The organism is Mesorhizobium sp. CA7, from assembly GCF_020165015.1.
In the GTDB taxonomy this organism is placed as follows: domain Bacteria; phylum Pseudomonadota; class Alphaproteobacteria; order Rhizobiales; family Rhizobiaceae; genus Mesorhizobium.
Genome location: NZ_JAIUHH010000021.1, coordinates 67,290 through 88,711, shown reverse-complemented (window position 1 = coordinate 88,711; position 21,422 = coordinate 67,290). Strand labels below are relative to the sequence as shown.

The window sequence follows — 21,422 nt, the reverse complement described above, 5'->3', positions numbered from 1 at the left end:
TCTCGGAAACCACCATTTTCGACTCGGCCTGACCTGAATCTCGACAAACCCTGGCGCGGCGAGACACCGATCCGGGTCAGCAGGCAACCGGAAATCGTCTGGCGCGTTCAATGCGGGCTCTCGCCTACCCGCCAAACTTAGGCCCTAGTGGGAGTCCAGAAACTGCGGCGACACGAATCACAGAAAGTGACCGGCATGAAGACCCAGACCGAATTCGCCCTCACCCGCCGCCAGGTCCTTGGCCTCGGCCTGATGCTTGGCGGAGCCGCCGCTCTCAATCTCGTGCCGGGCTATCAGCTCATGGCCGCCGCGCAGGCCGCCGTGCCGCCGGCGGCGCAGAAGATCGCCGACCATTTCTCCTCGGTGAAGTCGATGAGCGGCGAGTTCGTCCAGTTCGGGCCGAAAGGCGAGCAGACCGGCGGCAAGTTCTTCCTCGAACGTCCGGGCAAGATCCGCTTCAACTATGACGGATCCTCGAACTTCCGCGTCATCTCCGACGGCAAGTCGGTGGTGATCCTCAATAAGAAGCTCAACACCTCCGACCTCTACCCACTGTCGAAGACGCCGCTGAAATTGCTGCTCGACGACCGGATCGACCTCTCTGGCGGGCGCGTCAAGGCGGTCAAGGAAGAGGACGACCTCACCACCATCAAGCTTTCCGACAAATCGGTGTTCGGCAATGCGACGATCACCATGATGTTCGATCCGAAGACCTACGAGCTGCGCCAGTGGACGATCACCGACGCTCAAGGGAAAGACACGACGGTGATGATCTTCAACGTCAAGGAAGGCGGCAACTTCCCGGCCGACACTTTCGCGATCGACTATACGGCGAACAGAGAGCTCAATACCAAGACCAGGTAGGTCCGCCGATATTCAGGTGAGGCCGGCCTGCGAATGGCGGCTTCCTGCGCTTCCGGTGCTCACGTACTTCAAGTACGCTCCGCTCAGGTTCTCGGAAGCCACCATTCTCGGCTCGTCCTGACCTGAATCTCAGCGAACCTACAACCTGGCGAAGGGCATAGTCCGGCTTGTCTTTACCGCGCGCGGCTGGCACTAGATCGGCGATCTCTTGCCGGACCCCGCCTGAATGCCCTTCACCATCGCCACCTGGAACATCAACTCCGTGCGCCTGCGCATGCCGATCGTCGAGCGGCTCCTGAAAGAGCACGCGCCCGATGTGCTCTGCCTGCAGGAGACCAAGGTTCCCGACGAGCTGTTCCCGGAAAAAGCCTTCCGCAAGGCGGGCTACGAGCACATGCTGTTCCACGGCCAGAAGGGCTATCACGGCGTCGCCACCGTCGCCCGCCGCCCGATCGAGCTGGTCGAAAAGCGACGGTTCTGCGAGATCGACGACAGCCGGCATCTGTCGGTCAGGGTGCAGGCGGGCGGCAAGTCGGTGCTGGTGCATAATTTCTACGTGCCGGCCGGCGGCGACGAGCCGGATCCTGAGATCAACCGCAAATTCAGGCACAAGCTCGATTTCGTCTACGAGATGAACTCCGTACCGGCGAGCGGGGACGAATCGTCCGCCTCGATCCTGGTCGGAGACCTGAACATCGCACCGCAGGAGCACGACGTCTGGTCGCACAAGCAATTGCTCAACGTCGTCAGCCACACGCCGGTCGAGACGACAAATTTCGAGGCGATGCGCACGGCCGGCGGCTGGGTCGACCTGATGCGGCTCAATGTGCCGGCCGAGCAGAAACTCTACACGTGGTGGAGCTATCGCGCGAAGGACTGGGAAGCCTCGAACCGCGGCCGCCGTCTCGATCATATCTGGTCATCCGCCAACCTTGTGCCGGCTTTCGCCGGCTACGAGATCCTGCAGGCGGCGCGCGGCTGGGAGAAGCCGTCCGACCATGTGCCGGTGATTGCGAAGTTTGAATTGGATTGAGGTTGGACGTCGGCGGCTAAGAGACGCAAACCTTCGCGTTCGTCATCCTAGGGCGGAGCGCCGCGTAGCGGCGCGCAGACCGTAGGATCCATTCCGTTATCGGTGCCGAAGGATGCAACGATGCAGAACAAAGAAGCCTTGGGCAGGCCGCTTCGCCCAGAAAACCTCATTCTGCAATGCGGCGAAGCGTCAACGTCACGGAATGGATTCTAGGGTCTGCGCGCGTCGCTTCACTCCTTGCTCCGCCCTAGAATGACGAAGGCGCTTTCTGGCCGGCGCCATCCTACTCCGTAAACCTTGGCGCCAGTGCCTCGATGCGGGCGATCATCTGCTGGAATTCCTCCAGGATGCGCTCATGCAACAGCACCGCGATCTCCGGATATTCTTCCAGGATTCGGTGGAACATCTTGCGGCTCAATCGGATCACTTCCGAATCGACCGCGGCCGAGGCGCTGGTCAGCCGGTTGGTATCCGCGATCAGCGCCAGTTCGCTCAGCATGGTGCCTGGGCCTGCCGTACCGATCGGGACGCGTTCGCCGCCCAGCTCCCGATAGAGCGCGATCAAACCGCTGACCACGATATAAGCAGAATCAGCGACATCGTCCTCGCGGTACAGCTTATGGTCGGCTTGCAGCACGGTGGTCTCGGCGCCGAAGGCAAGCAGGCGCAGCTGTTCCTGCGTGAAGCCCTGGAAAAGCTTCACGCTTGACAGAATGCGGATGTCGTCATCCAGCGCCATCCTAGCTGTGTCCCCGAGCGGTCAGTCCAGTCCCTCCTTTGGAGCGGCGCGCCCTCCTGGGCTCGCGAAACGCTCCACCGTGCATCATGCGATGCGTGCAACGAGCCGACCCCATCACCCTCCAGCACCAGGATCGTACCCGAAGCGGTCCCGCCCGACCGCCCTAAATGTTTGTTTCGACGCAATTCCGGACGGTCGTCCTTGGCGAAGCCGCCGAGCCCAACCGTTTCACACTTTTCCTGGAATTGCTCTTGATCATGAAATGTTTAAGGAACCAGCTTGTAGCCGCCGCTTTCTGTCACAAGAATTTCGGCATTGGAAGGATCGCGCTCGATCTTCTGGCGCAACCGGTAGACATGGGTCTCCAGCGTGTGCGTGGTGACACCGGAATTGTAGCCCCAGACCTCTTCCAAAAGAACGTCGCGCGTCACCACCTTCTGGTCGGCGCGGTAGAGGTATTTGATGATCGAGGCTTCCTTCTCGGTCAGCCGCACCTTGGCGCCGCGCGGATCGATCAGCAGCTTCTGGCTGGGCTTGAACGTATAGGGGCCGACGGAGAAGGTGGCATCCTCGCTCTGCTCGTGCTGGCGAAGCTGGGCACGGATGCGCGCGAGCAGCACGGCGAAGCGGAAGGGCTTGGTCACATAATCGTTGGCGCCGGCCTCGAGACCCAGGATCGTGTCGGAATCGGTGTCGTGGCCGGTCAGCATGATGATCGGCGCCTTGTAGCCGCCCTTGCGCAGGATCTTCACCGCCTCGCGGCCATCCATGTCGGGCAGGCCGACATCCATGATGAGCAGGTCGACGACGCCGCTGCGCGCCGCGGCAACGCCTTTTGCGGCGGTCGCTTCCTGCTGGACGTCGAATTCTTCGTAGAGCGCCAGCTGCTCAACCAAGGTGGCTCGCAAGTCGTCGTCGTCATCAACGATCAGAATGGTACGTGATGTCATGGATCAATCCGTTGTTTTAAAAAGAATATTCAGTTGACCTCCCCCCATTTATGCGGAAGCTCACCGGCGCAACAGCCGATCACAGTGATTTGTTCCGTGACCCAATCATACAAGAAAAAACGTGCGCGCAATGCGTCGGGCGCATTTTTGCCGAAGGGCTTGAGCGTTTTGGTAGTGCGCGCGCGCCCCGGCAACCCCGCGCAAGGCTTCCTGCAAGCCGGCAAAACGGTGTTTCCCTGCGCTTTGGGGCGCGGCGGCATCTCCGCCAACAAGCATGAAGGGGACGGCGCGACGCCGCTGGCGTCGATGCGCATCCTGTCAGGTTATTTCCGGGGCGATCATTTCGCGGGCGGACGCAGGACGAGGCTGCCAATGGCGCCGATCGGCCCGGATCTCGGCTGGTGCGAGGTGCCGGACGACCGCAACTACAATCGCCCGGTCAAGATCCCCTATGGCGCCAGCCATGAGCGGATGAAGCGCGACGACCGACTTTACGATGTCTGCCTGGTGCTCGACTGGAACATCGCGCCGCGCCGGCGCGGGCGCGGCAGCGCGATCTTCTTCCATCTGGCCCGGCCGGGCTTCACGCCGACGCAAGGCTGCGTGGCGGTGACGGCGCGGACCATGGCGAGGCTGCTTCCGTTGCTGTCGGACAGGACGGTGGTGAAGGTGGTGAGGTAGGCAGTAGGCAGCAGGCAGCAGGCAGCAGGCAGCAGGCAGCAGGCAGCAGGCAGCAGGCAGCAGGCAGCAGGCAGTAGGTGTCTCGTCGCTATTGCCTACTGCCTAATCCCTAATGCCTCTTTCCCGGTTTCTGCCAGCCCGTGCCGAGCAGCCCGATCTCACGAAGCTCCCTGTCCATCGTCTTCGCGACGTCTCGACGTCCGGCGCCGATGTCGCGCAACTGGCTGTCGGAGAGGTCTTCGATCGGATCGTGGGACAGCCGGGCGGCGACGCGGGCCTGGCGCAGCCAATCGCGTGCCGAACGCAGCCAAAGGGCGAAGCCGGAAGGGGATTCCAGGGTGGTGCAGGGCCTCAGGGCGATCTCAGACATGGCTCTATCCGTGTTCTCCGGATATCAAATCCGGTTTTATGGTGTTTCGATGAAGCCATGATGCCGGATTGAAAAACAAACTGGAAACGAGTAGTTCTTTTCCGATCATCAAGTTTTATTTGGAGATCGCATGTCCAAGCTGCTTCCGGGAACGCGTGCGCTGCGGACGTTCGAAGCGGCGGCCAGGCATCTCAACTTCACCCGCGCGGCCGACGAGCTCGGCCTGACGCCAGCGGCGGTCAGCCACCAGATCAAGGAAATCGAGGATCAGCTCGGGCTGGTGCTGTTCACGCGCACCAGCCGCACCATCCGGCTGACGGAGGCAGGCAATGTGCTGCTGGAGGCCTCGGTCGATGCGCTTGAGCTGCTGAACCGCGCCGTCAGCCGCGCCCGCAAGATGACCCGCGGCACGGCGCTGCTGAAGGTAACGCTCGACGCGCAGTTCGCGACGAAATGGCTGATGCGCCGCGTCGACGACTTCCGCAAGCAAAAGCCGGGCATCGAGCTGCGCTTCGACATCACCTACGATGTCCGGGATTTCGACCTCGACGACGTCGATGTCGGCATCCGCTTCGGCGCCGGCAAATATCCGGGGCTCTGCGCGCATCGGCTGTTCGAGAACATCATCATCCCGGTGTGCAGCCCGGCGCTGCTGGCGTCAGGTCCGCCGCTGAAGGAGCCGCGCGACCTGTTCAACCACACGCTCGCGCATATCGAATGGTCGCGGCAGGGCGTGACCTGGCCGAACTGGAGCATGTGGATGCACGCGGCCGGCGTCGACGATTTCGACGACAGCCGCACGCTGGTCTTCGGGTCGTCTACCGACGCCACCCAGGCGGCGCTCGACGGCAACGCGGTGGCGCTCGCCGACTTCGCCATGGTCGCCAACGATCTTTCGCAAGGACGTCTGGTGCGGCCTTTCGAGCTCGGCATCAAGGTCGCGCCGGAATTCGCCTATTTCCTGGTCTATCCGGAGGCGGCGAAGGACGACGCGCGCGTCGTCGCCTTTCGCGAATGGCTTACCGAGGAGGCGGCGAAGACGCCGACGTGACGGCCGGCTTAGAGCGGTTCAGCGTTTCTCTGAATCGACGAACCGCTCTAAATACTTGTTTCCGCGCAATTCCGGACGGAAAACCGCTACTTTCCTGGAGTTGCTTTAGCCGGCCGGGGCGGCCGGCGCGCCGAACCAGCCGATGACGGCGCCGATGATCAGCATCACGCCCATCCAGTGGCCGGCATCGATCAGCGTCAGGGCCCAGCCGAAGCCTTCATAGCGGTGGTTGACGGTGAGCGTGGTGGCGATGAATCCGAGCCAGAGCACGAAGCCGAACAGTAACCCCGCGATCGGGTTCGGCTCGCCGCCGGTTATCGCACCCACCACCAGCGTCAGCACGAGCGCCATGATCAGCTCGGCGATGAAGCTGACGACGAAGGGAGCGACCGAGCGCTGCATGGTGGCCGGGTCGAGCTTGGCGGCCTTCAGCCAAGGCTTGCTCAAGCCCATGTACCAGGCGGCGCCGAACAGCCACGCGACGATTGCGGCGGCGATCACCGCCAGCCAGTTCACGACCGAAAAATCCATGCTTTTCCCCTCCAAGTTGAAAGGCGATGGAACGCTTGTTCGGCGATCGCGTCAAGCAAGGCGCCAGACGGTGGTGCGCTTGACCTCGGCATCTTCCAGCACGCGCGTCACCGGAACCTGGTAGACGGCAAGCGCTTCCAACCCGGTCCTGGGGAGATAGGCACGGCCCGGATCGCCGACGAGGATTTCGGCGCCGCGCGCCTTCAGAGATCCGAACCAGGGCAGCACCCGTTCGGCGAAGGCCTTGTCGTAGAAGACGTCACCGGCGAGCACGACGTCCCAGCCATCGTCGATGCCGACGCAATCCGTGCCGCGGAATTGCGCTTCAACGCCGTTGGCTTCGAGGTTGAGCGCGATCGCCGTCTCGCAGAACGGGTCGATGTCGGCGGCGATCACTTGGCTAGCGCCGGCTTTCATCGCTGCGATCGCGACGAGGCCGGAACCGGAGGCGAAATCGAGCACCCGTTTGCCGCGTACAGTCCCCGGATTATCGAGCACATAGCGGGCGAGGCCCTGGCCGCCGGCCCAGGCGAAGGCCCAGAAGGGCGGCGGCAGGCCGATCTCGGCCAGCTCCTCCTCGGTGCGCAGCCATAGATCATGCGCCTCGTCGGCGAGGTGCAGAAGCACTTCCGGCACATGCGGCGGCGCCATCAGCGCCGTATTGTCGAGGATGAACTTTCTCGCGCTTCTCGGCGTGAGCTTGGTCACGGCGCCGGGTTGAGCTCGGCCATGCGGCAGACCTCTTTCCATTCAGCCGGCGTCACCGGCTGCACGGAAAGCCGGCCGAGCCGGACCAGCGCCATCTCGGCGAGCTTCGGGTTGGCCTTGACCTCTTCAAGCGTCACCGGCTTCGGCACGTCCTTATAGGCGCGGATGTCGACGCATTCCCAGCGCGGATCGTCGGTCGTGGTGTCGGGATGGGCCAGCGCGCAGACCTCGGCGATGCCGACGATGTCGAGGCCCTCATTGGAATGGTAGAAGAAACCGAGATCGCCGATCTGCATCGCCTTCATGTTGTTGCGGGCGGCGTAGTTGCGCACGCCGTCCCATTGCGTGCCGGCCTTGCCTTTGGCCTTCAGCGCCTCGAAGGAAAAGACCGAGGGTTCGGACTTGAACAGCCAGTAGTTCATATCGTTTGTCCCATCGCTTTGTCGCACCGCCACGCATGGCGTTCCCGTCTATGCTTACTCTCTCGCCGTCGATGCGGCGAGAGCAGCCAATCATGCGCCGGCGGGCTTCTGGAAGACCCAGTTCCACGGACGGATATCGACGCTTTCGAACAGGCCGGCCTTGGCGTAGGGATCGGCCGCGGCCAAAGCTTGGGCAGCAGCCATGTCCGGCGCTTCGATCATCACCAGGCTGCCGTCCGGCTTGCCGTCGGCGTCGAGGAAGGGACCTGCAAAGGCAAGCTTGCCCTCGGCGATCAGGCCTTCCAGGAACGCAGCATGCGCCGGCCGCGTGTCGACGCGCAGCTGCAGGCTGCCGGGCTTGTCCTTGCAAATCAACGCAAACAGCATTTTCAGCTCCGATGGTCAGATGTCGGTTTCGGTTTTGAGCGGCCTCGTCATCAGCGCGGTCACGGCCTGGCCGATGGTCACCTTGCCGTCGAGGATGGCGGCGACGGCCGAAATGATCGGCGCCTCGATGCCGCGCTCGGCGGCGATGCGGGCGGCAATCCCCGCCGTGGGCACGCCTTCGGCCAGCGGCAGGCCGGCAAGCGGCTTGCCCTGGCCGAGCGCCAGGCCGTAGGCGAAGTTGCGCGATTGGGCGGAAGAACAGGTGAGCAAGAGGTCGCCGAGGCCTGAAAGCCCCATCAGCGTTTCCGGCCGGGCGTCGAAGGCCGCGCCGATGCGGCGCAATTCGACGAAGCCGCGCGTCACCATGGCGGCCTGGGCGCTGGCGCCGAGGCCTGCGCCGGTGACAGCACCGGCGGCAATGGCAAAGACGTTCTTCAGCGCGCCGCCGATCTCGACGCCAATCAGGTCGTCGCTCGAATAGCAGCGCAGGTTCTCCGCCGAAAAGCGCGCGGCAAGCTCGGCCGCCAATTCCGCATCGCGGGCGGCAACCACCACGGCGGTCGGCAGGCCGCGCGCGACGTCGCTGGCGAAGCTCGGGCCGGAAAGCGCCGCGACCGGATTGCCCGGCAGGCTTTCCTCGACGATCGCCGAGAGCAGTGCGCCGGTGTCGCGCTCGATGCCCTTGGCGCAGAGCACCAGCGGCACGCCTGCAGGAACGTGGTTGCGGGCAGTGGCCAGGACGGCGCGCAGCGACTGCGCCGGCGTCACGGCGAGCACGCAGTCGGCGCCGTCAAGCGCCGAGGCAATGTCGCTGGTGGCCGTGATGCCGGGCTCAATCCTGATGCCGGGCAGGTAGCGCGGGTTCTCGCCGCGGGCGATGGCGGCGACGGTTTCGGCGTCGCGCGCATAGAGCCGGACATCGTGGCCGGCGCGCAGCATGGCCAGCGCCAGCGCCGTGCCCCAGGCGCCGCCGCCCAGCACCGCAACACGCCAGCCGCTGGTGCTTTTCTTGGTCATGCCTTGGCACCACGCCGGCCCGAGCCGACCAGAGGCGCGGAAACACTGTCGAGCGGCCAGCGCGAGCGCGGCACGAAATCGGCGGCGTTTTCGTCGGCGATGCCGGCGCGCAGCCGCTCTATGCCGGCCCAGGCGATCATCGCCGCATTGTCGGTGCAAAGCTTCTGCGGCGGCGCGACGAATGCGAAGCCGGCCTCGAAACACAGCGCTTCGAGCGTCGCCTTGATCGTGCGGTTGGCGGCGACGCCGCCGGCAACGACCAGCGCCGGCTTTGCATGGTCCGGAAATTCCTGGCGGAAGCCGGCAAGGGCGCGGCCGACACGATCGCCCAGCGCGTCCGCCACCGCCGCCTGGAAAGAGGCGCAGATGTCGGCGACGTCCTGGTTGCTTAGCGGCGCGATCGCGCTCGCCGCCTGGCGCACCGCCGTCTTCAAACCGGAGAAGGAGAAATCGGGCTGCGCCGAGCCCTTCATCGGGCGCGGGAAGGCAAAGCGGCCTGCATCCCCGCTGACGGCCGCCTTCTCGACATTCGGGCCGCCGGGATAGGGCAGGCCAAGCATCTTGGCGGTCTTGTCGAAGGCCTCGCCCAGCGCATCGTCTATGGTGGTCGCCCAGCGCTGGTAATCGCCGACGCCGCGCACCGCGACGATCTGGGTGTGGCCGCCGGAGACGAGCAGAAGCAGATAAGGAAAATCGAGACCGTGGGTCAGCCGCGCCGTCAGCGCGTGGCCCTCGAGGTGGTTGATGGCGATCAGCGGCTTGTTGGCGGCGGCGGCGATTGCCTTGGCCGTCATCAGGCCGACGATCAATCCGCCGACCAGGCCCGGCCCTGCTGTCGCGGCGATCGCGTCGATCTCATCGAGCGACACCGCCGAATCGGCGAGCGCCGCCTCGATGATACCGTCCAGCGCCTCGACATGGGCGCGTGCGGCGATCTCGGGCACGACGCCGCCGAAGGCCGCATGCTCCTCGATCTGGCTGAGCACCACGTTGGACAGAATTTCGGGCGCGGCGACGCCGTCCAGCGCCACAACGCTGGCCGCCGTCTCGTCGCAGCTCGTCTCAATGCCCAGAACGCGGATCAATTGGTCGCTGGCCTCTATGATTGTATCACCGGCCAATCCCAATTAGGAAAAGGCCCGGCAGACCTCAAGCTGCCCTGGGGGTTATCACGGACCGCGCGCCATGCAAACTTTGAAAATCGGAACACGCGGCAGCCCGCTGGCATTGGCCCAGGCGCATGAGACGCGGGCGCGGCTGATGCAGGCGCATGGCCTGCCCGAAGAGGCGTTCGAAGTGGTGCCGATCTCGACCAGTGGTGACCGCATCCAGGACCGGCCGCTGTCGGAGGCCGGCGGCAAGGGCCTGTTCACCAAGGAGATCGAGGAAGCGCTGCTCGAGCGCCGCATCGACATCGCCGTGCATTCGTCGAAGGACATGCCGACGGTGCTGCCCGTCGGCCTGGAGCTTGTCACCTTCCTGCCGCGCGAGGACGCGCGCGACGCCTTCATCGGCAAGAACGTGAAGCGGATCGCCGACCTGCCGCATGGCGCCACGGTCGGATCGTCATCGCTGCGCCGTCAAGCGCTGATCCGCCGCATGCGGCCGGATCTCGACGTGGTGATCTTCCGCGGCAATGTGCAGACCAGGCTGCGCAAGCTCGACGAAGGCGTCGCCGAGGGCACCATCCTGGCCTATGCCGGATTGAAGCGCCTCGGACTTGAGCATGTCGTCACCGACCTGATGCCGCTGGAAGCCTTTCCGCCGGCGCCGGGACAAGGCGCGATCGGCATCGAAACCCGCATCGGCGACCGCGACGTCGAAAAGATGCTGGCGGCGATCCATCACGTGCCAACCGGCCAGGCGCTTACCTGCGAGCGCGCCTTTCTCGCCGCGCTCGACGGCTCCTGCCGCACGCCGATCGCCGGCCATGCGATGGTGTCGGGCGAAAAACTGTCCTTCGCCGGGCTGATCATCTCGCCCGACGGCACGGAATCGCATGAGGTCCGGCTGGAAGGCGAGGCTGCCGACGCGGCGGAGATCGGTCTGGACGCGGCGCGCACGGTCCGCACCAAGGCTGGTGCGACATTCTTCGACGGCTGGGCCTGACATGGTCCGCGTCCTGGTGACGAGGCCGGAGCCTGGCGCGTCGCGCACGGCACGGCGCCTCGAAGCCCTGGGATTCCAACCCGTCCTGCTGCCGCTGACCGAGACGAGCGCATTGCCGGTCGAGGCGAGCATCGGCACCGATGGCGTCGCGGTCGTCGTCACCAGCGCCAATGCGGTGCGGCATGCGCCGAAGGCGCTGATCGCGGCACTTGCGCGCCTGCCTTGCCACGCAGTTGGCAAACGGACGGCGGAAGCCTGCCGCGCGGCGGGATTCCTCTCCGTCACGGAAGGTCCGGGCGACGCCGAGGCGCTGACCGATGCCATCGCCGGCGGCCTTGCCGGTAGGGCGATCGTCTATCTGTGCGGCCGCGTCCGCTTGCCTGCGTTCGAGCAGCGGTTGGCGGCGGCTGGCGTGCATGTCCAGGCGATCGAGACCTACGACACGACAGCTGTCGACTATGGCGATGCCGATGTGGTCGCCCGCCTGTCGGGCCGGCCGGTCGAGGCCGCACTGCTCTATTCGGCCAAGGCCAGCTTGGCGCTGGTCAGCCTGATTGCGCGGCCGGCCTTGCGGCATCTCTTTGTAAGAACGGAATTCCTGGCGCTTTCGGCGCGTGTCGCCGAGCCGCTCGACGGGGTTGCCGGTGACAGGGTCCGCATCGCGTCCAAACCCGAGGAAGAGCAGCTGCTGGCGCTTTTGTCGCTGCCCGGCTGAGCCGCGTCATCACACCGCCCCTTTTCACCGCTTGGTGATGTGCTAGAGCATCCCCTGGACCCTTTGAACCATCCTCAAGCCAGTTCGCGGAGCCCAAAGCATGGTCAAGACGCCGAAGATGCGACATTCGAAGACCCGGCGCGAGCCGGTGACCATCGAACTCGAGCCCGGCGCCGTCTCGCGAATCACCGACGAGGAGGCCGCGAAGGCCGAGGCCAAGGCAGGGCAAACCGACGAGGCGAAGGCGGAAGAGGCCGCCGCCGCTTCGCAGCCGGAGCCGCCGGAAGAGCCGATCCATGCCGAGCAGGCCGATATCGAGCCGTGGGAGCATAGCGACGCCGCGCAGGCAACTGCCGATAAATCAGAGGCCGGCAAGGACGAGCCGGAGGCGCCGTATCCCGGCGCGTCCGATGCGCCGAAGAGCCAGCCCAAGGGCTTCGATTACAATTTCGAGGACGCATCCGCGCCTGGCGCCGGCGCCTCGGCATCGAAGGCAAGCGAGACACGAAGTGAGACATGGGGCGAGGATGGCGTGCCGCAGCCCCCGCGCAGAACCGGCGTCAACGCCATCGCTGCGGGCGTCGTCGGCGGCGTGATCGCGCTTGCCGGCGCCGGCCTGCTGCAAGCGGTCGGCCTGCTCGGCTCGTCGGGACCGGGCGGCTGGTCGCTCGAGAGCGTCAACGGCGAGATCGCTTCGCTGAAAAGCGAAATCGCGGCGCTGAAGGAAAGCGGCGGCACCTCGGCCAAGATCGACGGCCTGTCCTCGGCGCTCGATCAGGTCAAGGCCGATGTGGCGGCGCTGAAATCGTCGGCCGGCCAGGGCGGCGACGGCGCTGCGCTCAAGGCGCTCGGCGACAAGGTCGGCCAGATCGAGACAACCGTCGCCGAGCTGCAGAAGAACGGCAATGCGGCACCCGCCGATCTCGGTCCGCTCAACGAGAAGATCGCAGGGCTCGACGCGCTGGTGAAATCGGCGGGCGATGCGGCCAAGGCCGAGGACGGCAGGGTGGCGGCGCTGGAGCAGTCCGTATCGCAGCTTTCCGGCAAGGTCGAGGCGCAGGCCTCGCAACCCAAGATCGCGCTGGCGATCGCCGCCTCGGCGCTGAAGTCGGCGCTCGATCGCGGCGCGCCTTTCGCGACCGAGCTCGACACGTTCGCGGCGATCGCGCCGGATGCGCCTGAGCTCGCGGCGCTGCGCTCCTATGCCGAAAAGGGCGTGCCGACCCGCGCCACCATCGCTGCGGAGGCCGATGCCGCCGCCAACGCCATGGTCGAGGCGGCAAAGCCGGTCGACCAGAATGCCGGCTTCTTCCAGAGCTTGGTGTCGAGCGCTGAATCGCTGGTCAAGGTGCGGCCGGTCGGCGCGGTCGAGGGCAAGGGCGTGCCGGAAACCGTCGCGCGCATGGAAGTGGCGGTCAACCAGGGCGACTACGCCAAGGCGCTCAGCGAATATGACGCGCTGCCGGACGCGGCAAAGGCGGCCGGCGCCGATTTTGCCGGCAAACTGAAGGCACGGCTGGAGGTCGAAAAGCAGCTCGAAGCGCTGATTGCCGGCGCGACGAAGGCTTAAGGAGACAAGATGATCCGCATCCTCGTCTTCCTCGCCGTCGTCTTCGCGCTCGGGCTCGGCTTTGCCTGGCTGGCAGACCGCCCGGGCGAGATGCTCGTCACCTTCAACGGCTACCAGTACCAGGTCACGCTGATGGTGGCGGCGGTGGCGATCGTCGCTGTTGTGGCGGCGGTGATGATCGTCTGGTGGCTGATCAAGTCGCTGTGGAACAGCCCCTACACGATCTCGCGCTATTTTAGGGTGCGCCGCCGCGACCGCGGATACCAGGCATTGTCGACGGGCATGATCGCCGCCGGCGCCGGCGACGGCGCGCTGGCGCGCAAGAAGACCAAGGAGGCGGCCAAGCTGATCAGCTCCGATCAGGAGCCGCTGATCAACCTGCTCGACGCCCAGGCCTCGCTGCTCGAAGGCGACCATAAAGGCGCGCGGGAGAAATTCGAGCGCATGCTCGACGATCCCGAGATGCGGCTGCTCGGCCTGCGCGGGCTCTATCTGGAGGCCGAGCGCCTCGGCGACCGCAATGCCGCGCGCCACTATGCCGGCCGCGCGGCGGCGGTGGCGCCGCAACTTGCCTGGGCGGCGGAATCGACGCTGGAGGAACTTACCGAACGCGGCGACTGGGACGGCGCGCTGAAGCTGGTCGAGGCGCAGAAATCGACCAGGCAGATCGAGCGTGACGCCGCCAACCGCCGCCGCGCCGTGCTGCTCACCGCCAAGGCGCAGGCGCTGGTCGACAGCGACCCGAATGCGGCCCGCACCGCGGCGCTCGAAGCCAACAAGCTGGCGCCGGATTTCGCGCCGGCGGCGGTGATCGCCGCCGATCTGGTTATCCGGCAAAACGACGTGCGCAAGGGCTCCAAGATCCTGGAGGCCGCCTGGAAGGCCGAGCCGCATCCCGACATCGCCGAGCTCTACACCCATGCCAGGCCGGGCGACGCCGTGCTCGATCGTCTGAACCGCGCGAAGAAGCTGCAGGAATTGAAGAGGAATCATCCCGAGTCGTCGATGGCCGTGGCGCGCGCAGCGCTCAATGCTCAGGATTTCGCCACGGCGCGGCGCGAGGCGGAGGCCGCGATCCGCATGGATCGTCGCGAGGGCGCATATCTTCTGCTCGCCGATATCGAGGAGGCCGAGACGGGCGACCAGGGCAAGGTGCGGCAGCTGCTGTCGAAGGCCGTGCGCGCGCCGCGCGATCCGGCCTGGGTGGCGGACGGCGTCATCTCCGAGCGCTGGGCGCCGGTGTCGCCGGTCACCGGCAAGCTCGATGCCTTCACCTGGCGGGCGCCGATGGAGCGGCTTGGCCAGCTGATCGACAGCGACGCGGATGTCGCCGTACCGGCGATCACCGCTGCGCCGCCTGTCCAGCCTGTCGCCGAAAAGGCGATCGACATCGTCGCCGATGCTCCGGCCGAGAAGCCGGCGCCGGTGCCTTCAAACGGCGGCGAGAAGCAAGCGTCCGTTGCGGAAGCCGTCAGCGAGGCTGAAATCGGCGAGCCCGGTCCGGAGCTGCCGCCTCTGCCGGACGACCCTGGTGTCGCGCCGGAAGAAGAAGCGGAAAAATCGCCGCGCCGCTTTCGTTTGTTCTGAGGCTGTGTTCTGGGACCGGGTTGTTGGGCAGGGAAAAAACATCGATGTTCGAGCGCGTATTGTCCTTCCTGAGGGATCTGCCGGCTGGGCGCGAGACCAAGCCGAGCGCCGACGATCCGCGCGTCGCGGCTTCGGCGCTGCTCTATCATGTGATGAACGCCGACGGCGTACGCCAGGACGTCGAGTGGGAACGGTTCAAGCAGATCCTGGCCGAGACCTATTCGGTGAGCGGCGAGGAGCTCGATGCGCTGGCGGCGGCCGGCGAGCGCGCCGACAACGAGGCGATCGACCTCTACGCCTTCACCAGCGTCTTGAAGCGCCACCTCGACCCCGAGGCGCGCAAGGCCTTCATCGGCCTGATGTGGGAAATCGTCTATGCCGATGGCGAGCTTGACGAGCTCGAGGACAACACCGTCTGGCGGGTCGCCGAGCTGATCGGCGTCGAGCGTCGCGACCGCATCGAGGCGCGCCGCAAGGCGGCAGCCGAGGTGCCCGGCGCGCGGGGCGAATCGAGCGACGAATAGCAGGATCCTTCGCCTTCCATGCCACCCAGATCGAGGCCGAGACCAAAAATCCTGATCGTGCTGCATCAGGAGACTTCGAGCCCCGGCCGCGTCGGCCACATGCTCCTGGAAGAAGGCTTCGACCTCGACATCCGCCGCCCGCCCTTGGGTGACGAATTGCCCTGCACGCTGAACGATCATGCCGGCGCGGTTATCTTCGGCGGGCCGATGAGCGCCAATGACGAGGACGAGTTCGTCCGCCGCGAAACCGACTGGCTGGAAATCCCGCTCAAGGAGAACCGGCCGTTCCTCGGCATCTGCCTTGGGGCGCAGATGCTCGCCAACCATCTCGGCGGCAAGGTCGAGGGCCACGGCGAAGGCCTGGTCGAGATCGGCTGGTATCCGCTGAAGGCGACCGAGGCTGGCAAGAAACTGCTGCACTGGCCGGAGATGGTCTACCAGTTCCACCGCGAGGGCTTTTCGCTGCCGAAGGAAGCGACGCTGCTGGCGACCGCGGAAACCTATCCCAACCAGGCGTTCCGTTATGGCGAGAATGCCTGGGGCATCCAGTTCCATGGCGAGCTGACAAGGGCGATGATGCAGCGCTGGGTGGTGCGCGGCGCACATCGCTTCGAACTCCCCGGCGCCCAGCCCGGCCGCGACCATCTCGGCGGCCGGCTGATCTGGGACATGCACCTCAAGCGCTGGCTGGGCGAGTTTTTGGGGCTGATTTTTGGCAGGCCGGCTGTGGGGTAGGGCAAACTGATGCGGCTGTTGGACTGGATCAGACCGACCAGCATCTGCGCCGCACCTGCCGAGGTCGCGCAGATCGTTGCCTCGCCGCGCCAATTTTCTGCGCCCGACGCGGCGAATCCGTAACCCTACTCGGCGGCCGTCTCCGACGGCGCCTCTGCAGGCCCCGAAGGCTCGGCTTCGGCACGGGGCTTGCGCCGTGAAAACAGCGACCTGAGCGTGACGTAGAACACCGGCGTCAGGAACAGGCCGACGAAGGTGACCCCGAGCATGCCGGAGAACACCGCGGTGCCGAGCGACTGGCGCATTTCTGCGCCCGGGCCCGTTGCGATCATCAGCGGCACGACGCCGAGGATGAACGCGAAGGCGGTCATCAGGATCGGCCGCAGCCTGAGCCGGCAGGCTTCGACGGCGGCCTCGGCGGCCGACAGGCCGCGTTCCTGCGCCTGCCGCGCGAATTCGACGATCAGGATCGCGTTCTTGGCGGCAAGCCCGATCAGCACGATGAGGCCGATCTGCACGAGAATGTTGTTGTCCAGCCCTCGGAAAGTCACGCCAAGCAACGCCGCGAGCACGCCGAGCGGCACCACCAGCACAATGGCGAACGGCAACACCCAGCTTTCATATTGCGCCGCCAGCGCCAGGAACACGAACAGCACCGACAGTCCGAAGATATAGACGGCGGCATTGCCGGTGTTGCGCTCCTGATAGGCAAGCTCGGTCCATTCATAGGAGGTACCGGCCGGCAATGTCTTTGCCGTGATCCCTTCCATCAATGCCAGCGCGTCGCCCGTGGAGACGCCAGGCGCGGCGTTGCCCTGCAGCGGCACCGAGACGTACATGTTGTAGCGCTGGACCAGCGCCGGGCCGGTGACGTCGCGGATCTCGATCAACGTGCCGAGCGGAACCAGCGCGCCGGTCGCCGAGCGAACCTTCAATTTCAAGATGTCGGAGCGATCGAGGCGGAACGCCTGGTCGGCCTGCGCCCGCACCTGGTAGACGCGCCCGAAAGCGTTGAAGTCGTTGACGTAGGCGGTGCCCAGATTGATCGACAGTGTCTCGAAGATGTTGGGGATCGGCACGTTCAGGATGCGCGCCTTGTCGCGATCGATCGCCAGGAAGAATTGCGGGCTCGACGCGGAGAACGTGGTGAACACGCCTGTCAGCCCCGGCGTCTTATTGGCCTTGCCGGCGATTTCGTAGGCAAGCGCCAGGATCTGCCGCATGTCGGCGCTGTTGCGCTCCTGGATCTGCAGCTTGAAGCCGCCGGCATTGCCGACGCCGCGGATCGGCGGCGGCGGCAGTGCGATAATGAAGGCTTCCTTGATGCTTTGCAGGCTGCCGAACAGATTGCCGATGACCTTGGTCGCCGACTGGCCGGCTTTCAGCCGCTCGTCAAACGGCTTGAACCTGGCGAAGATCACGCCCTGGTTGCTGGCGTTGGTGAAGGTCGCGCCGGAGAAGCCGGCGAAGGCGACCGCGTAGTCGACGCCTGGCGTTTTCTGGATGATCTGCGACGCCTGCTGGATGACCGCATCGGTCCTCGACAGCGAGGCGCCGTCGGGCAACTGGACCACGACGATCGCATAGCCCTGGTCGAGCGATGGGATGAAACCGCGCGGCACGGCCTGCGCCATGTAGACCGTGGCGGAGATCAGGCCCGCGAAAACGGCCAGCATGGCGGCGATCGTTATCCACGAGCCGACCAGCACGCGGATGATGCTCGAATACCAATGGGCGACCCTGTCGAAGCCGCGATTGAACCCGTCGGCGAGCGCCCGTCCGAACCGCGCCAGGAAAAAGCGAGGCGGCGCCGCCGCGGCGCGGTGCGACTTGAACAGCAGTGCGGCCAGCGCCGGCGAAAGCGTCAGCGAATTGAATGCCGAGATCGCCGTCGACACCGCGATGGTGATCGCAAACTGCAGGTAGAATTGCCCGGAAATGCCGGGGATGAAGGCTGTCGGCACGAAGACGGCTATCAGCACCAGCGAGATCGCGATAATGGCCGTTCCGACTTCATTCATGGTCAGGTGCGACGCCGGATTGGGCGCGAGCCCACTGGCGATATTGCGCTCGACGTTCTCGACCACGACGATCGCATCGTCGACGACGATGCCGATCGCCAGAACGAGCCCGAACAGCGTCAGCATGTTGAGCGAGAAGCCGGCGGCGTAAAGCACAGCCAGCGTGCCGATCAGCGACACGGGGATCGCCACGATCGGCACGATCGCCATGCGCCACGACTGCAGGAAGACGATGATGACGATGATGACCAGCAACATCGCCTCGAGGATCGTCTTGTAGACCTCGTGGATCGACTCGGCGACGAATTCTGTCGGATTGTAGACGATTTCGTAGCTCAACCCGTTCGGGAAGTCGCGGGAAAGCTCCTTCATCTTGTCCTGGATCTCCGCGGCCGCGGCGAGCGCATTGGTGCCCGGCCGCTGGAAGATGGCGAGCGCCACCGCCGGTTTGCCGTTGAGATAGGAGTTGGTCACGTAATCCTTGGCTCCGAGCTCGATGCGCGCAACGTCCTGCAGCGAGATCAGGCGGCCGTCGTCGGTCGATTTGACGATCACGTATCGGAAGTCGCGGGCGTCGTTGAAGCGGCCTTGCGTGGTGACCGTGTACTGGAACGCCGTGCCGGTGCCGGTCGGCGGCGCGCCGATCGAGCCGCCCGACACTTGGACGTTCTGGTCGCGCAGCGCCTGCACCACATCGCCTGAGGTCATCCCCAGGGCGGACAGTTTTTCCGGATCAAGCCAGATGCGCAGCGAATATTCGCGTTCGCCGAAGATGATGAGGTCGCCGACGCCGTCTAACCTGAGCAGTATGTCGCGCACCCGCGAGCGGGCGTAGTTCGAGACGTAGAGCTGGTCGTAGGTATTGTCGGGCGACAGCATGTGCACGACCATCATCAGGTCGGGCGAGCTCTTGGTGGTGGTGATGCCGAGGCGGCGGACTTCTTCGGGCAGGCGCGGCTCGGCGACCGACACGCGGTTCTGCACAAGCACCTGCGCCTTGTCGAGATCGGTGCCCAGCTTGAAGGTGATGGTCAGCGCCATCGACCCGTCGCCCGACGAATAGGACGACATGTAGAGCATGCCCTCGACGCCGTTGATCTCCTGCTCGATCGGTGTTGCCACCGTCGCTGCGACCGTCTGGGCGTCGGCGCCCGGATACTGCGCGCGAACGACGATGGTCGGCGGCGCGATCTCGGGATATTGCGCGACCGGCAGCTGGGTATAAGCAATCCCGCCGAGGATCAGCAGGACGATCGAAACGACCGATGCGAAGATGGGGCGGTCGACGAAGAAATGTGCGAACCTCATTGCTGCAACCCGGCGGTGTCGGCCTTGGGCGGCAACGTCACCATCTCGGCCTTCACTTTGGTGCCAGGCCTGGCGTGCATCAGCCCTTTGACGATGATCGTCTCGCCGCCGGTCAGGCCCGAGCGGATCACCCGGTAGCCGTCGAGAAGCGGGCCGGTGCGCACGGGCTTCGCCGACACCATCCCGGCCTCATCCACCAGGAAGACGATGCGTCGATCCTGATCGGCGCCGATCGCGTCGTCGGGCACCAGCACGCCGCTATGCGGCAGCGACCCCGGCACGTTGATGCGCCCGAACATGCCTGGCTGGAGAATGCCGTCGGGGTTGGCAAACTTCGCACGCACCCGCATGGTGCCGGTCGCGTTGTCGATCCGGTTCTCGGCAAAATCGAGCTTGCCTTTGAACACCGCCTCCGCGCGGTCGGCGACATGAACCTCCACATCGAGCCCGCTGGCGCCTTCCTGCATGCTGCCGCCGCGCGCCTTCGCGTCGCGGGCGTAGCTGAAATACAGGCGCTCATCGACGTCGAAATAGAAGTCGATCGGGTCGCGCGTGACGATGGTCGTCAGCAAGGTGGAATCCGGCTGCACGAGGTTGCCGACCGACACCAGCCGGCGGTCGATGCGGCCGGATAAAGGTGCCTTGATCTCGGTGAATTCCATGTTCAGGCTGGCCGTCGTCAGCGCAGCCGTCGCGCCCTGCATCTGCGCCTGCGCCGCAAGGTATTCCCGCCGGCGGTCGTCGACCGTGGCGGGCGAGATGTTGCCGGTCTTGGCAAGCTCGTTGGCGCGATCCAGCTGCATCTTGGTGAATTCGAGCAGTGACTTGGCGACGTCCACTTGCGATTTGGCGGCATCATAAGCGGCCTGGTACGGACGCTGGTCGATGGTGAAGAGCAGGTCGCCCTTGTTGACCAGCGAGCCGTCCTGGAAGCTGACCTTGTCCAGATAGCCGCTGACGCGCGAACGGATGGCGACCTGGTCGACGGCTTCGAAGCGCCCGACGAACTCGTCGTCTTCGACGATATCACGCACCACCGGCTTGGCCGCCGTCACCGCTGGTAGCTGCTGGTCCTGCGCCAACGCAGCGCTGCCGAAAGCCATGCCGAGCAGGAATGCCGCCGACACGGCGGCGCGGGCAAGCCAGTTGGCCGATCGACGGGGTCGCCCGCCCGCGTCGCGATGCAATTGCCCATTCCCTGTGGTGTCCATTTGCGTCCCCGCTCGCTGGACCCGGAGGTCGATTGATCCGCTTCACGCTCAGGCTTCTAGTGGAGATCAGACTGCAGCGTTGTGCACAGCAACATGATCATTTTCCATGCGGGCTGAAATGTCCACCCCGTGGCTGCCCATCGCCATCCGGCAAGGCCGACATCGATCATACAGACGCGATGGCCACTTCACGCCACGAGTCAAAGTTCGTGCTCGCCCTGGCGTCCGGTCACCAAGCAATCCCGGACATCGGAGTTCACCGTTTGGTGATGATGCGCATCGCAGCGAGAGCGTATGGCGACCGTCAGCGCTGCAACAGCGGTTTCACTCCTGTCGCTGCTTTCGTCGGATTTCCAGATGCTGTGCAGCAGCAGCCCGGAGATCGCTGAAATCATCCGCACGACCGCGCTTGAGTAGCGCGACGCGGCGCAGCCGTCCAAATAAGTGTCGTTGCTAGCTCCGAGGCGCCGGCGAATGCATCGGCTTTCCCCGCCGGCGCTGTGCATCGCCGGTCTGGCCGCTATCGGCGGAGCCGCGAATCTGTGCTAAGGCGCCGCCCGACCAATCAAGAGGACGACACTGTGAGCGAACTGACCTTGGCCGAGGCGACCGAAAATATCTATGCCTCACTCCGAGCGGACAATGCCGACCTCGATGCGCATATCGCGGCACTCAAGGCAGCGCTGGCGCGGGAGGGGAAGAAACAGGCGGTGTTCGATCCGGCCAAGCTGGTGCAGAACAACCGCGCCGGCCGCAAGTTGATGCAGGCCTATTTTCGGCAGCGGGGCGTCAGCGTGAGCTTTTCGGAGTAAAAACAGCTTCCGACCCTACCTCGCTGGTCGACGGCGCAGCGTGATTGGCCCGAACGTCGGATCCAGCGGCTTGGATT

The 21,422-nt window shown here is 65.2% G+C and carries 23 protein-coding genes; 12 read left to right on the top strand and 11 right to left on the bottom strand.

What is annotated here, in order from left to right:
- Window positions 1-195 precede the first annotated feature (195 nt).
- Both LB552_RS26335 and xth read left to right on the top strand, forming a co-directional pair.
- The gene (locus LB552_RS26335; RefSeq protein ID WP_140846382.1) at window positions 196-864 is read left to right on the top strand and encodes an outer-membrane lipoprotein carrier protein LolA; all 669 of its coding nucleotides are present in this window, start codon (window positions 196-198) and stop codon (window positions 862-864) included.
- Window positions 865-1,090: 226 nt separating this feature from the next.
- A complete protein-coding gene (xth, locus tag LB552_RS26330) occupies window positions 1,091-1,897 on the top strand; it encodes an exodeoxyribonuclease III (protein WP_224611074.1) in 807 nt (268 codons plus the stop codon).
- 283 nt (window positions 1,898-2,180) lie between these two features.
- Here xth and LB552_RS26325 read toward each other — a convergent pair whose 3' ends face one another.
- Window positions 2,181-2,636 carry a Crp/Fnr family transcriptional regulator gene (locus tag LB552_RS26325; protein WP_095769572.1) on the bottom strand — a complete coding sequence of 152 codons (456 nt, stop codon included), beginning with the start codon at window positions 2,634-2,636 and terminating at the stop codon, window positions 2,181-2,183.
- 266 nt (window positions 2,637-2,902) lie between these two features.
- Complete coding sequence (locus tag LB552_RS26320; protein WP_095769573.1) at window positions 2,903-3,586, bottom strand: response regulator transcription factor; 684 nt, start codon at window positions 3,584-3,586, stop codon at window positions 2,903-2,905.
- Between the two features lie 84 nt (window positions 3,587-3,670).
- Here LB552_RS26320 and LB552_RS26315 point away from each other — a divergent pair, with 84 nt between their 5' ends.
- The gene (locus LB552_RS26315; RefSeq protein WP_140545467.1) at window positions 3,671-4,267 is read left to right on the top strand and encodes a L,D-transpeptidase; all 597 of its coding nucleotides are present in this window, start codon (window positions 3,671-3,673) and stop codon (window positions 4,265-4,267) included.
- Between the two features lie 109 nt (window positions 4,268-4,376).
- On the opposite strand, the gene LB552_RS26310 is transcribed toward LB552_RS26315, so the two are convergent.
- Window positions 4,377-4,637 carry a hypothetical protein gene (locus LB552_RS26310; RefSeq protein WP_224611072.1) on the bottom strand — a complete coding sequence of 87 codons (261 nt, stop codon included), beginning with the start codon at window positions 4,635-4,637 and terminating at the stop codon, window positions 4,377-4,379.
- A gap of 130 nt (window positions 4,638-4,767) precedes the next feature.
- On the opposite strand from LB552_RS26310, the gene gcvA reads away from it, so the two are divergent.
- On the top strand, window positions 4,768-5,688 hold the full coding sequence (gcvA, locus tag LB552_RS26305) for a transcriptional regulator GcvA (protein ID WP_224611071.1): 921 nt from the start codon (window positions 4,768-4,770) through the stop codon (window positions 5,686-5,688).
- A 105-nt stretch (window positions 5,689-5,793) separates the two neighbouring features.
- Here the strand turns inward: gcvA and LB552_RS26300 are convergent, their stop codons facing one another.
- From LB552_RS26300 to tsaD, 6 genes are all read right to left on the bottom strand, one after another.
- Window positions 5,794-6,219, bottom strand: a complete 426-nt coding sequence (locus LB552_RS26300) for a DUF1761 domain-containing protein (RefSeq protein ID WP_224611070.1) — start codon at window positions 6,217-6,219, stop codon at window positions 5,794-5,796.
- Window positions 6,220-6,270: 51 nt separating this feature from the next.
- Window positions 6,271-6,927 (bottom strand): class I SAM-dependent methyltransferase, encoded by a 657-nt coding sequence (locus LB552_RS26295; protein ID WP_224611069.1) that lies wholly within the window; start codon window positions 6,925-6,927, stop codon window positions 6,271-6,273.
- A complete protein-coding gene (locus tag LB552_RS26290) occupies window positions 6,924-7,349 on the bottom strand; it encodes an EVE domain-containing protein (RefSeq protein WP_095769579.1) in 426 nt (141 codons plus the stop codon). The genes LB552_RS26295 and LB552_RS26290 overlap by 4 nt, the downstream gene beginning before the upstream one ends.
- Before the next feature lie 90 nt (window positions 7,350-7,439).
- Entirely contained in the window at window positions 7,440-7,736 is a 297-nt protein-coding gene (locus tag LB552_RS26285; protein WP_224611068.1) for a YciI-like protein, read from the bottom strand.
- A gap of 15 nt (window positions 7,737-7,751) precedes the next feature.
- Window positions 7,752-8,753 (bottom strand): NAD(P)H-dependent glycerol-3-phosphate dehydrogenase, encoded by a 1,002-nt coding sequence (locus LB552_RS26280; RefSeq protein ID WP_224611067.1) that lies wholly within the window; start codon window positions 8,751-8,753, stop codon window positions 7,752-7,754.
- Window positions 8,750-9,835: a tRNA (adenosine(37)-N6)-threonylcarbamoyltransferase complex transferase subunit TsaD gene (gene tsaD / locus LB552_RS26275; protein WP_224611081.1), complete on the bottom strand. Its 1,086-nt coding sequence runs from the start codon at window positions 9,833-9,835 to the stop codon at window positions 8,750-8,752. The genes LB552_RS26280 and tsaD overlap by 4 nt, the downstream gene beginning before the upstream one ends.
- 103 nt (window positions 9,836-9,938) lie before the next feature.
- On the opposite strand from tsaD, the gene hemC reads away from it, so the two are divergent.
- The 6 genes from hemC (at window position 9,939) to LB552_RS26245 (ending at window position 15,993) form a co-directional block, all read left to right on the top strand.
- Window positions 9,939-10,862, top strand: coding sequence for a hydroxymethylbilane synthase (gene hemC / locus LB552_RS26270; RefSeq protein ID WP_224611066.1), 924 nt, complete (start codon window positions 9,939-9,941; stop codon window positions 10,860-10,862).
- A 1-nt stretch (window position 10,863) separates the two neighbouring features.
- On the top strand, window positions 10,864-11,577 hold the full coding sequence (locus LB552_RS26265) for a uroporphyrinogen-III synthase (protein ID WP_224611065.1): 714 nt from the start codon (window positions 10,864-10,866) through the stop codon (window positions 11,575-11,577).
- 100 nt (window positions 11,578-11,677) lie between these two features.
- Window positions 11,678-13,147, top strand: coding sequence for a COG4223 family protein (locus LB552_RS26260; protein ID WP_224611064.1), 1,470 nt, complete (start codon window positions 11,678-11,680; stop codon window positions 13,145-13,147).
- Between the two features lie 9 nt (window positions 13,148-13,156).
- Complete coding sequence (locus LB552_RS26255) at window positions 13,157-14,734, top strand: heme biosynthesis protein HemY (RefSeq protein WP_224611063.1); 1,578 nt, start codon at window positions 13,157-13,159, stop codon at window positions 14,732-14,734.
- 44 nt (window positions 14,735-14,778) lie between these two features.
- Window positions 14,779-15,258 (top strand): TerB family tellurite resistance protein, encoded by a 480-nt coding sequence (locus tag LB552_RS26250; RefSeq protein WP_140846434.1) that lies wholly within the window; start codon window positions 14,779-14,781, stop codon window positions 15,256-15,258.
- 18 nt (window positions 15,259-15,276) lie between these two features.
- Window positions 15,277-15,993, top strand: coding sequence for a glutamine amidotransferase (locus LB552_RS26245; protein ID WP_140846435.1), 717 nt, complete (start codon window positions 15,277-15,279; stop codon window positions 15,991-15,993).
- Between the two features lie 125 nt (window positions 15,994-16,118).
- Here the strand turns inward: LB552_RS26245 and LB552_RS26240 are convergent, their stop codons facing one another.
- A complete protein-coding gene (locus tag LB552_RS26240) occupies window positions 16,119-19,322 on the bottom strand; it encodes an efflux RND transporter permease subunit (protein WP_095769588.1) in 3,204 nt (1,067 codons plus the stop codon).
- Window positions 19,319-20,425, bottom strand: coding sequence for an efflux RND transporter periplasmic adaptor subunit (locus LB552_RS26235; RefSeq protein ID WP_181174947.1), 1,107 nt, complete (start codon window positions 20,423-20,425; stop codon window positions 19,319-19,321). Before LB552_RS26235 ends, LB552_RS26240 begins: the two co-directional genes overlap by 4 nt.
- 402 nt (window positions 20,426-20,827) lie before the next feature.
- Here LB552_RS26235 and LB552_RS29710 point away from each other — a divergent pair, with 402 nt between their 5' ends.
- Both LB552_RS29710 and LB552_RS26230 read left to right on the top strand, forming a co-directional pair.
- Window positions 20,828-20,950, top strand: coding sequence for a hypothetical protein (locus tag LB552_RS29710; protein ID WP_263481795.1), 123 nt, complete (start codon window positions 20,828-20,830; stop codon window positions 20,948-20,950).
- 164 nt (window positions 20,951-21,114) lie between these two features.
- Window positions 21,115-21,345: a hypothetical protein gene (locus tag LB552_RS26230; RefSeq protein WP_217574228.1), complete on the top strand. Its 231-nt coding sequence runs from the start codon at window positions 21,115-21,117 to the stop codon at window positions 21,343-21,345.
- Window positions 21,346-21,422 lie beyond the last annotated feature (77 nt).

Bases quoted from the DNA above. Each gene is read 5' to 3' on its own strand.
- LB552_RS26310 (WP_224611072.1), bottom strand. From the start codon at position 4,637: ATGTCTGAGATCGCCCTGAGGCCCTGCACCACCCTGGAATCCCCTTCC.
- xth (WP_224611074.1), top strand. From the start codon at position 1,091: ATGCCCTTCACCATCGCCACCTGGAACATCAACTCCGTGCGCCTGCGC.
- LB552_RS26265 (WP_224611065.1), top strand. From the start codon at position 10,864: ATGGTCCGCGTCCTGGTGACGAGGCCGGAGCCTGGCGCGTCGCGCACG.
- LB552_RS26255 (WP_224611063.1), top strand. From the start codon at position 13,157: ATGATCCGCATCCTCGTCTTCCTCGCCGTCGTCTTCGCGCTCGGGCTC.
- LB552_RS26325 (WP_095769572.1), bottom strand. From the start codon at position 2,636: ATGGCGCTGGATGACGACATCCGCATTCTGTCAAGCGTGAAGCTTTTC.
- LB552_RS26260 (WP_224611064.1), top strand. From the start codon at position 11,678: ATGGTCAAGACGCCGAAGATGCGACATTCGAAGACCCGGCGCGAGCCG.
- LB552_RS26240 (WP_095769588.1), bottom strand. From the start codon at position 19,322: ATGAGGTTCGCACATTTCTTCGTCGACCGCCCCATCTTCGCATCGGTC.
- gcvA (WP_224611071.1), top strand. From the start codon at position 4,768: ATGTCCAAGCTGCTTCCGGGAACGCGTGCGCTGCGGACGTTCGAAGCG.
- LB552_RS26320 (WP_095769573.1), bottom strand. From the start codon at position 3,586: ATGACATCACGTACCATTCTGATCGTTGATGACGACGACGACTTGCGA.
- LB552_RS26280 (WP_224611067.1), bottom strand. From the start codon at position 8,753: ATGACCAAGAAAAGCACCAGCGGCTGGCGTGTTGCGGTGCTGGGCGGC.
- LB552_RS26290 (WP_095769579.1), bottom strand. From the start codon at position 7,349: ATGAACTACTGGCTGTTCAAGTCCGAACCCTCGGTCTTTTCCTTCGAG.
- LB552_RS26285 (WP_224611068.1), bottom strand. From the start codon at position 7,736: ATGCTGTTTGCGTTGATTTGCAAGGACAAGCCCGGCAGCCTGCAGCTG.
- LB552_RS26245 (WP_140846435.1), top strand. From the start codon at position 15,277: ATGCCACCCAGATCGAGGCCGAGACCAAAAATCCTGATCGTGCTGCAT.
- hemC (WP_224611066.1), top strand. From the start codon at position 9,939: ATGCAAACTTTGAAAATCGGAACACGCGGCAGCCCGCTGGCATTGGCC.
- LB552_RS26335 (WP_140846382.1), top strand. From the start codon at position 196: ATGAAGACCCAGACCGAATTCGCCCTCACCCGCCGCCAGGTCCTTGGC.
- LB552_RS26300 (WP_224611070.1), bottom strand. From the start codon at position 6,219: ATGGATTTTTCGGTCGTGAACTGGCTGGCGGTGATCGCCGCCGCAATC.
- LB552_RS29710 (WP_263481795.1), top strand. From the start codon at position 20,828: ATGGCGACCGTCAGCGCTGCAACAGCGGTTTCACTCCTGTCGCTGCTT.
- LB552_RS26250 (WP_140846434.1), top strand. From the start codon at position 14,779: ATGTTCGAGCGCGTATTGTCCTTCCTGAGGGATCTGCCGGCTGGGCGC.
- LB552_RS26235 (WP_181174947.1), bottom strand. From the start codon at position 20,425: ATGGCTTTCGGCAGCGCTGCGTTGGCGCAGGACCAGCAGCTACCAGCG.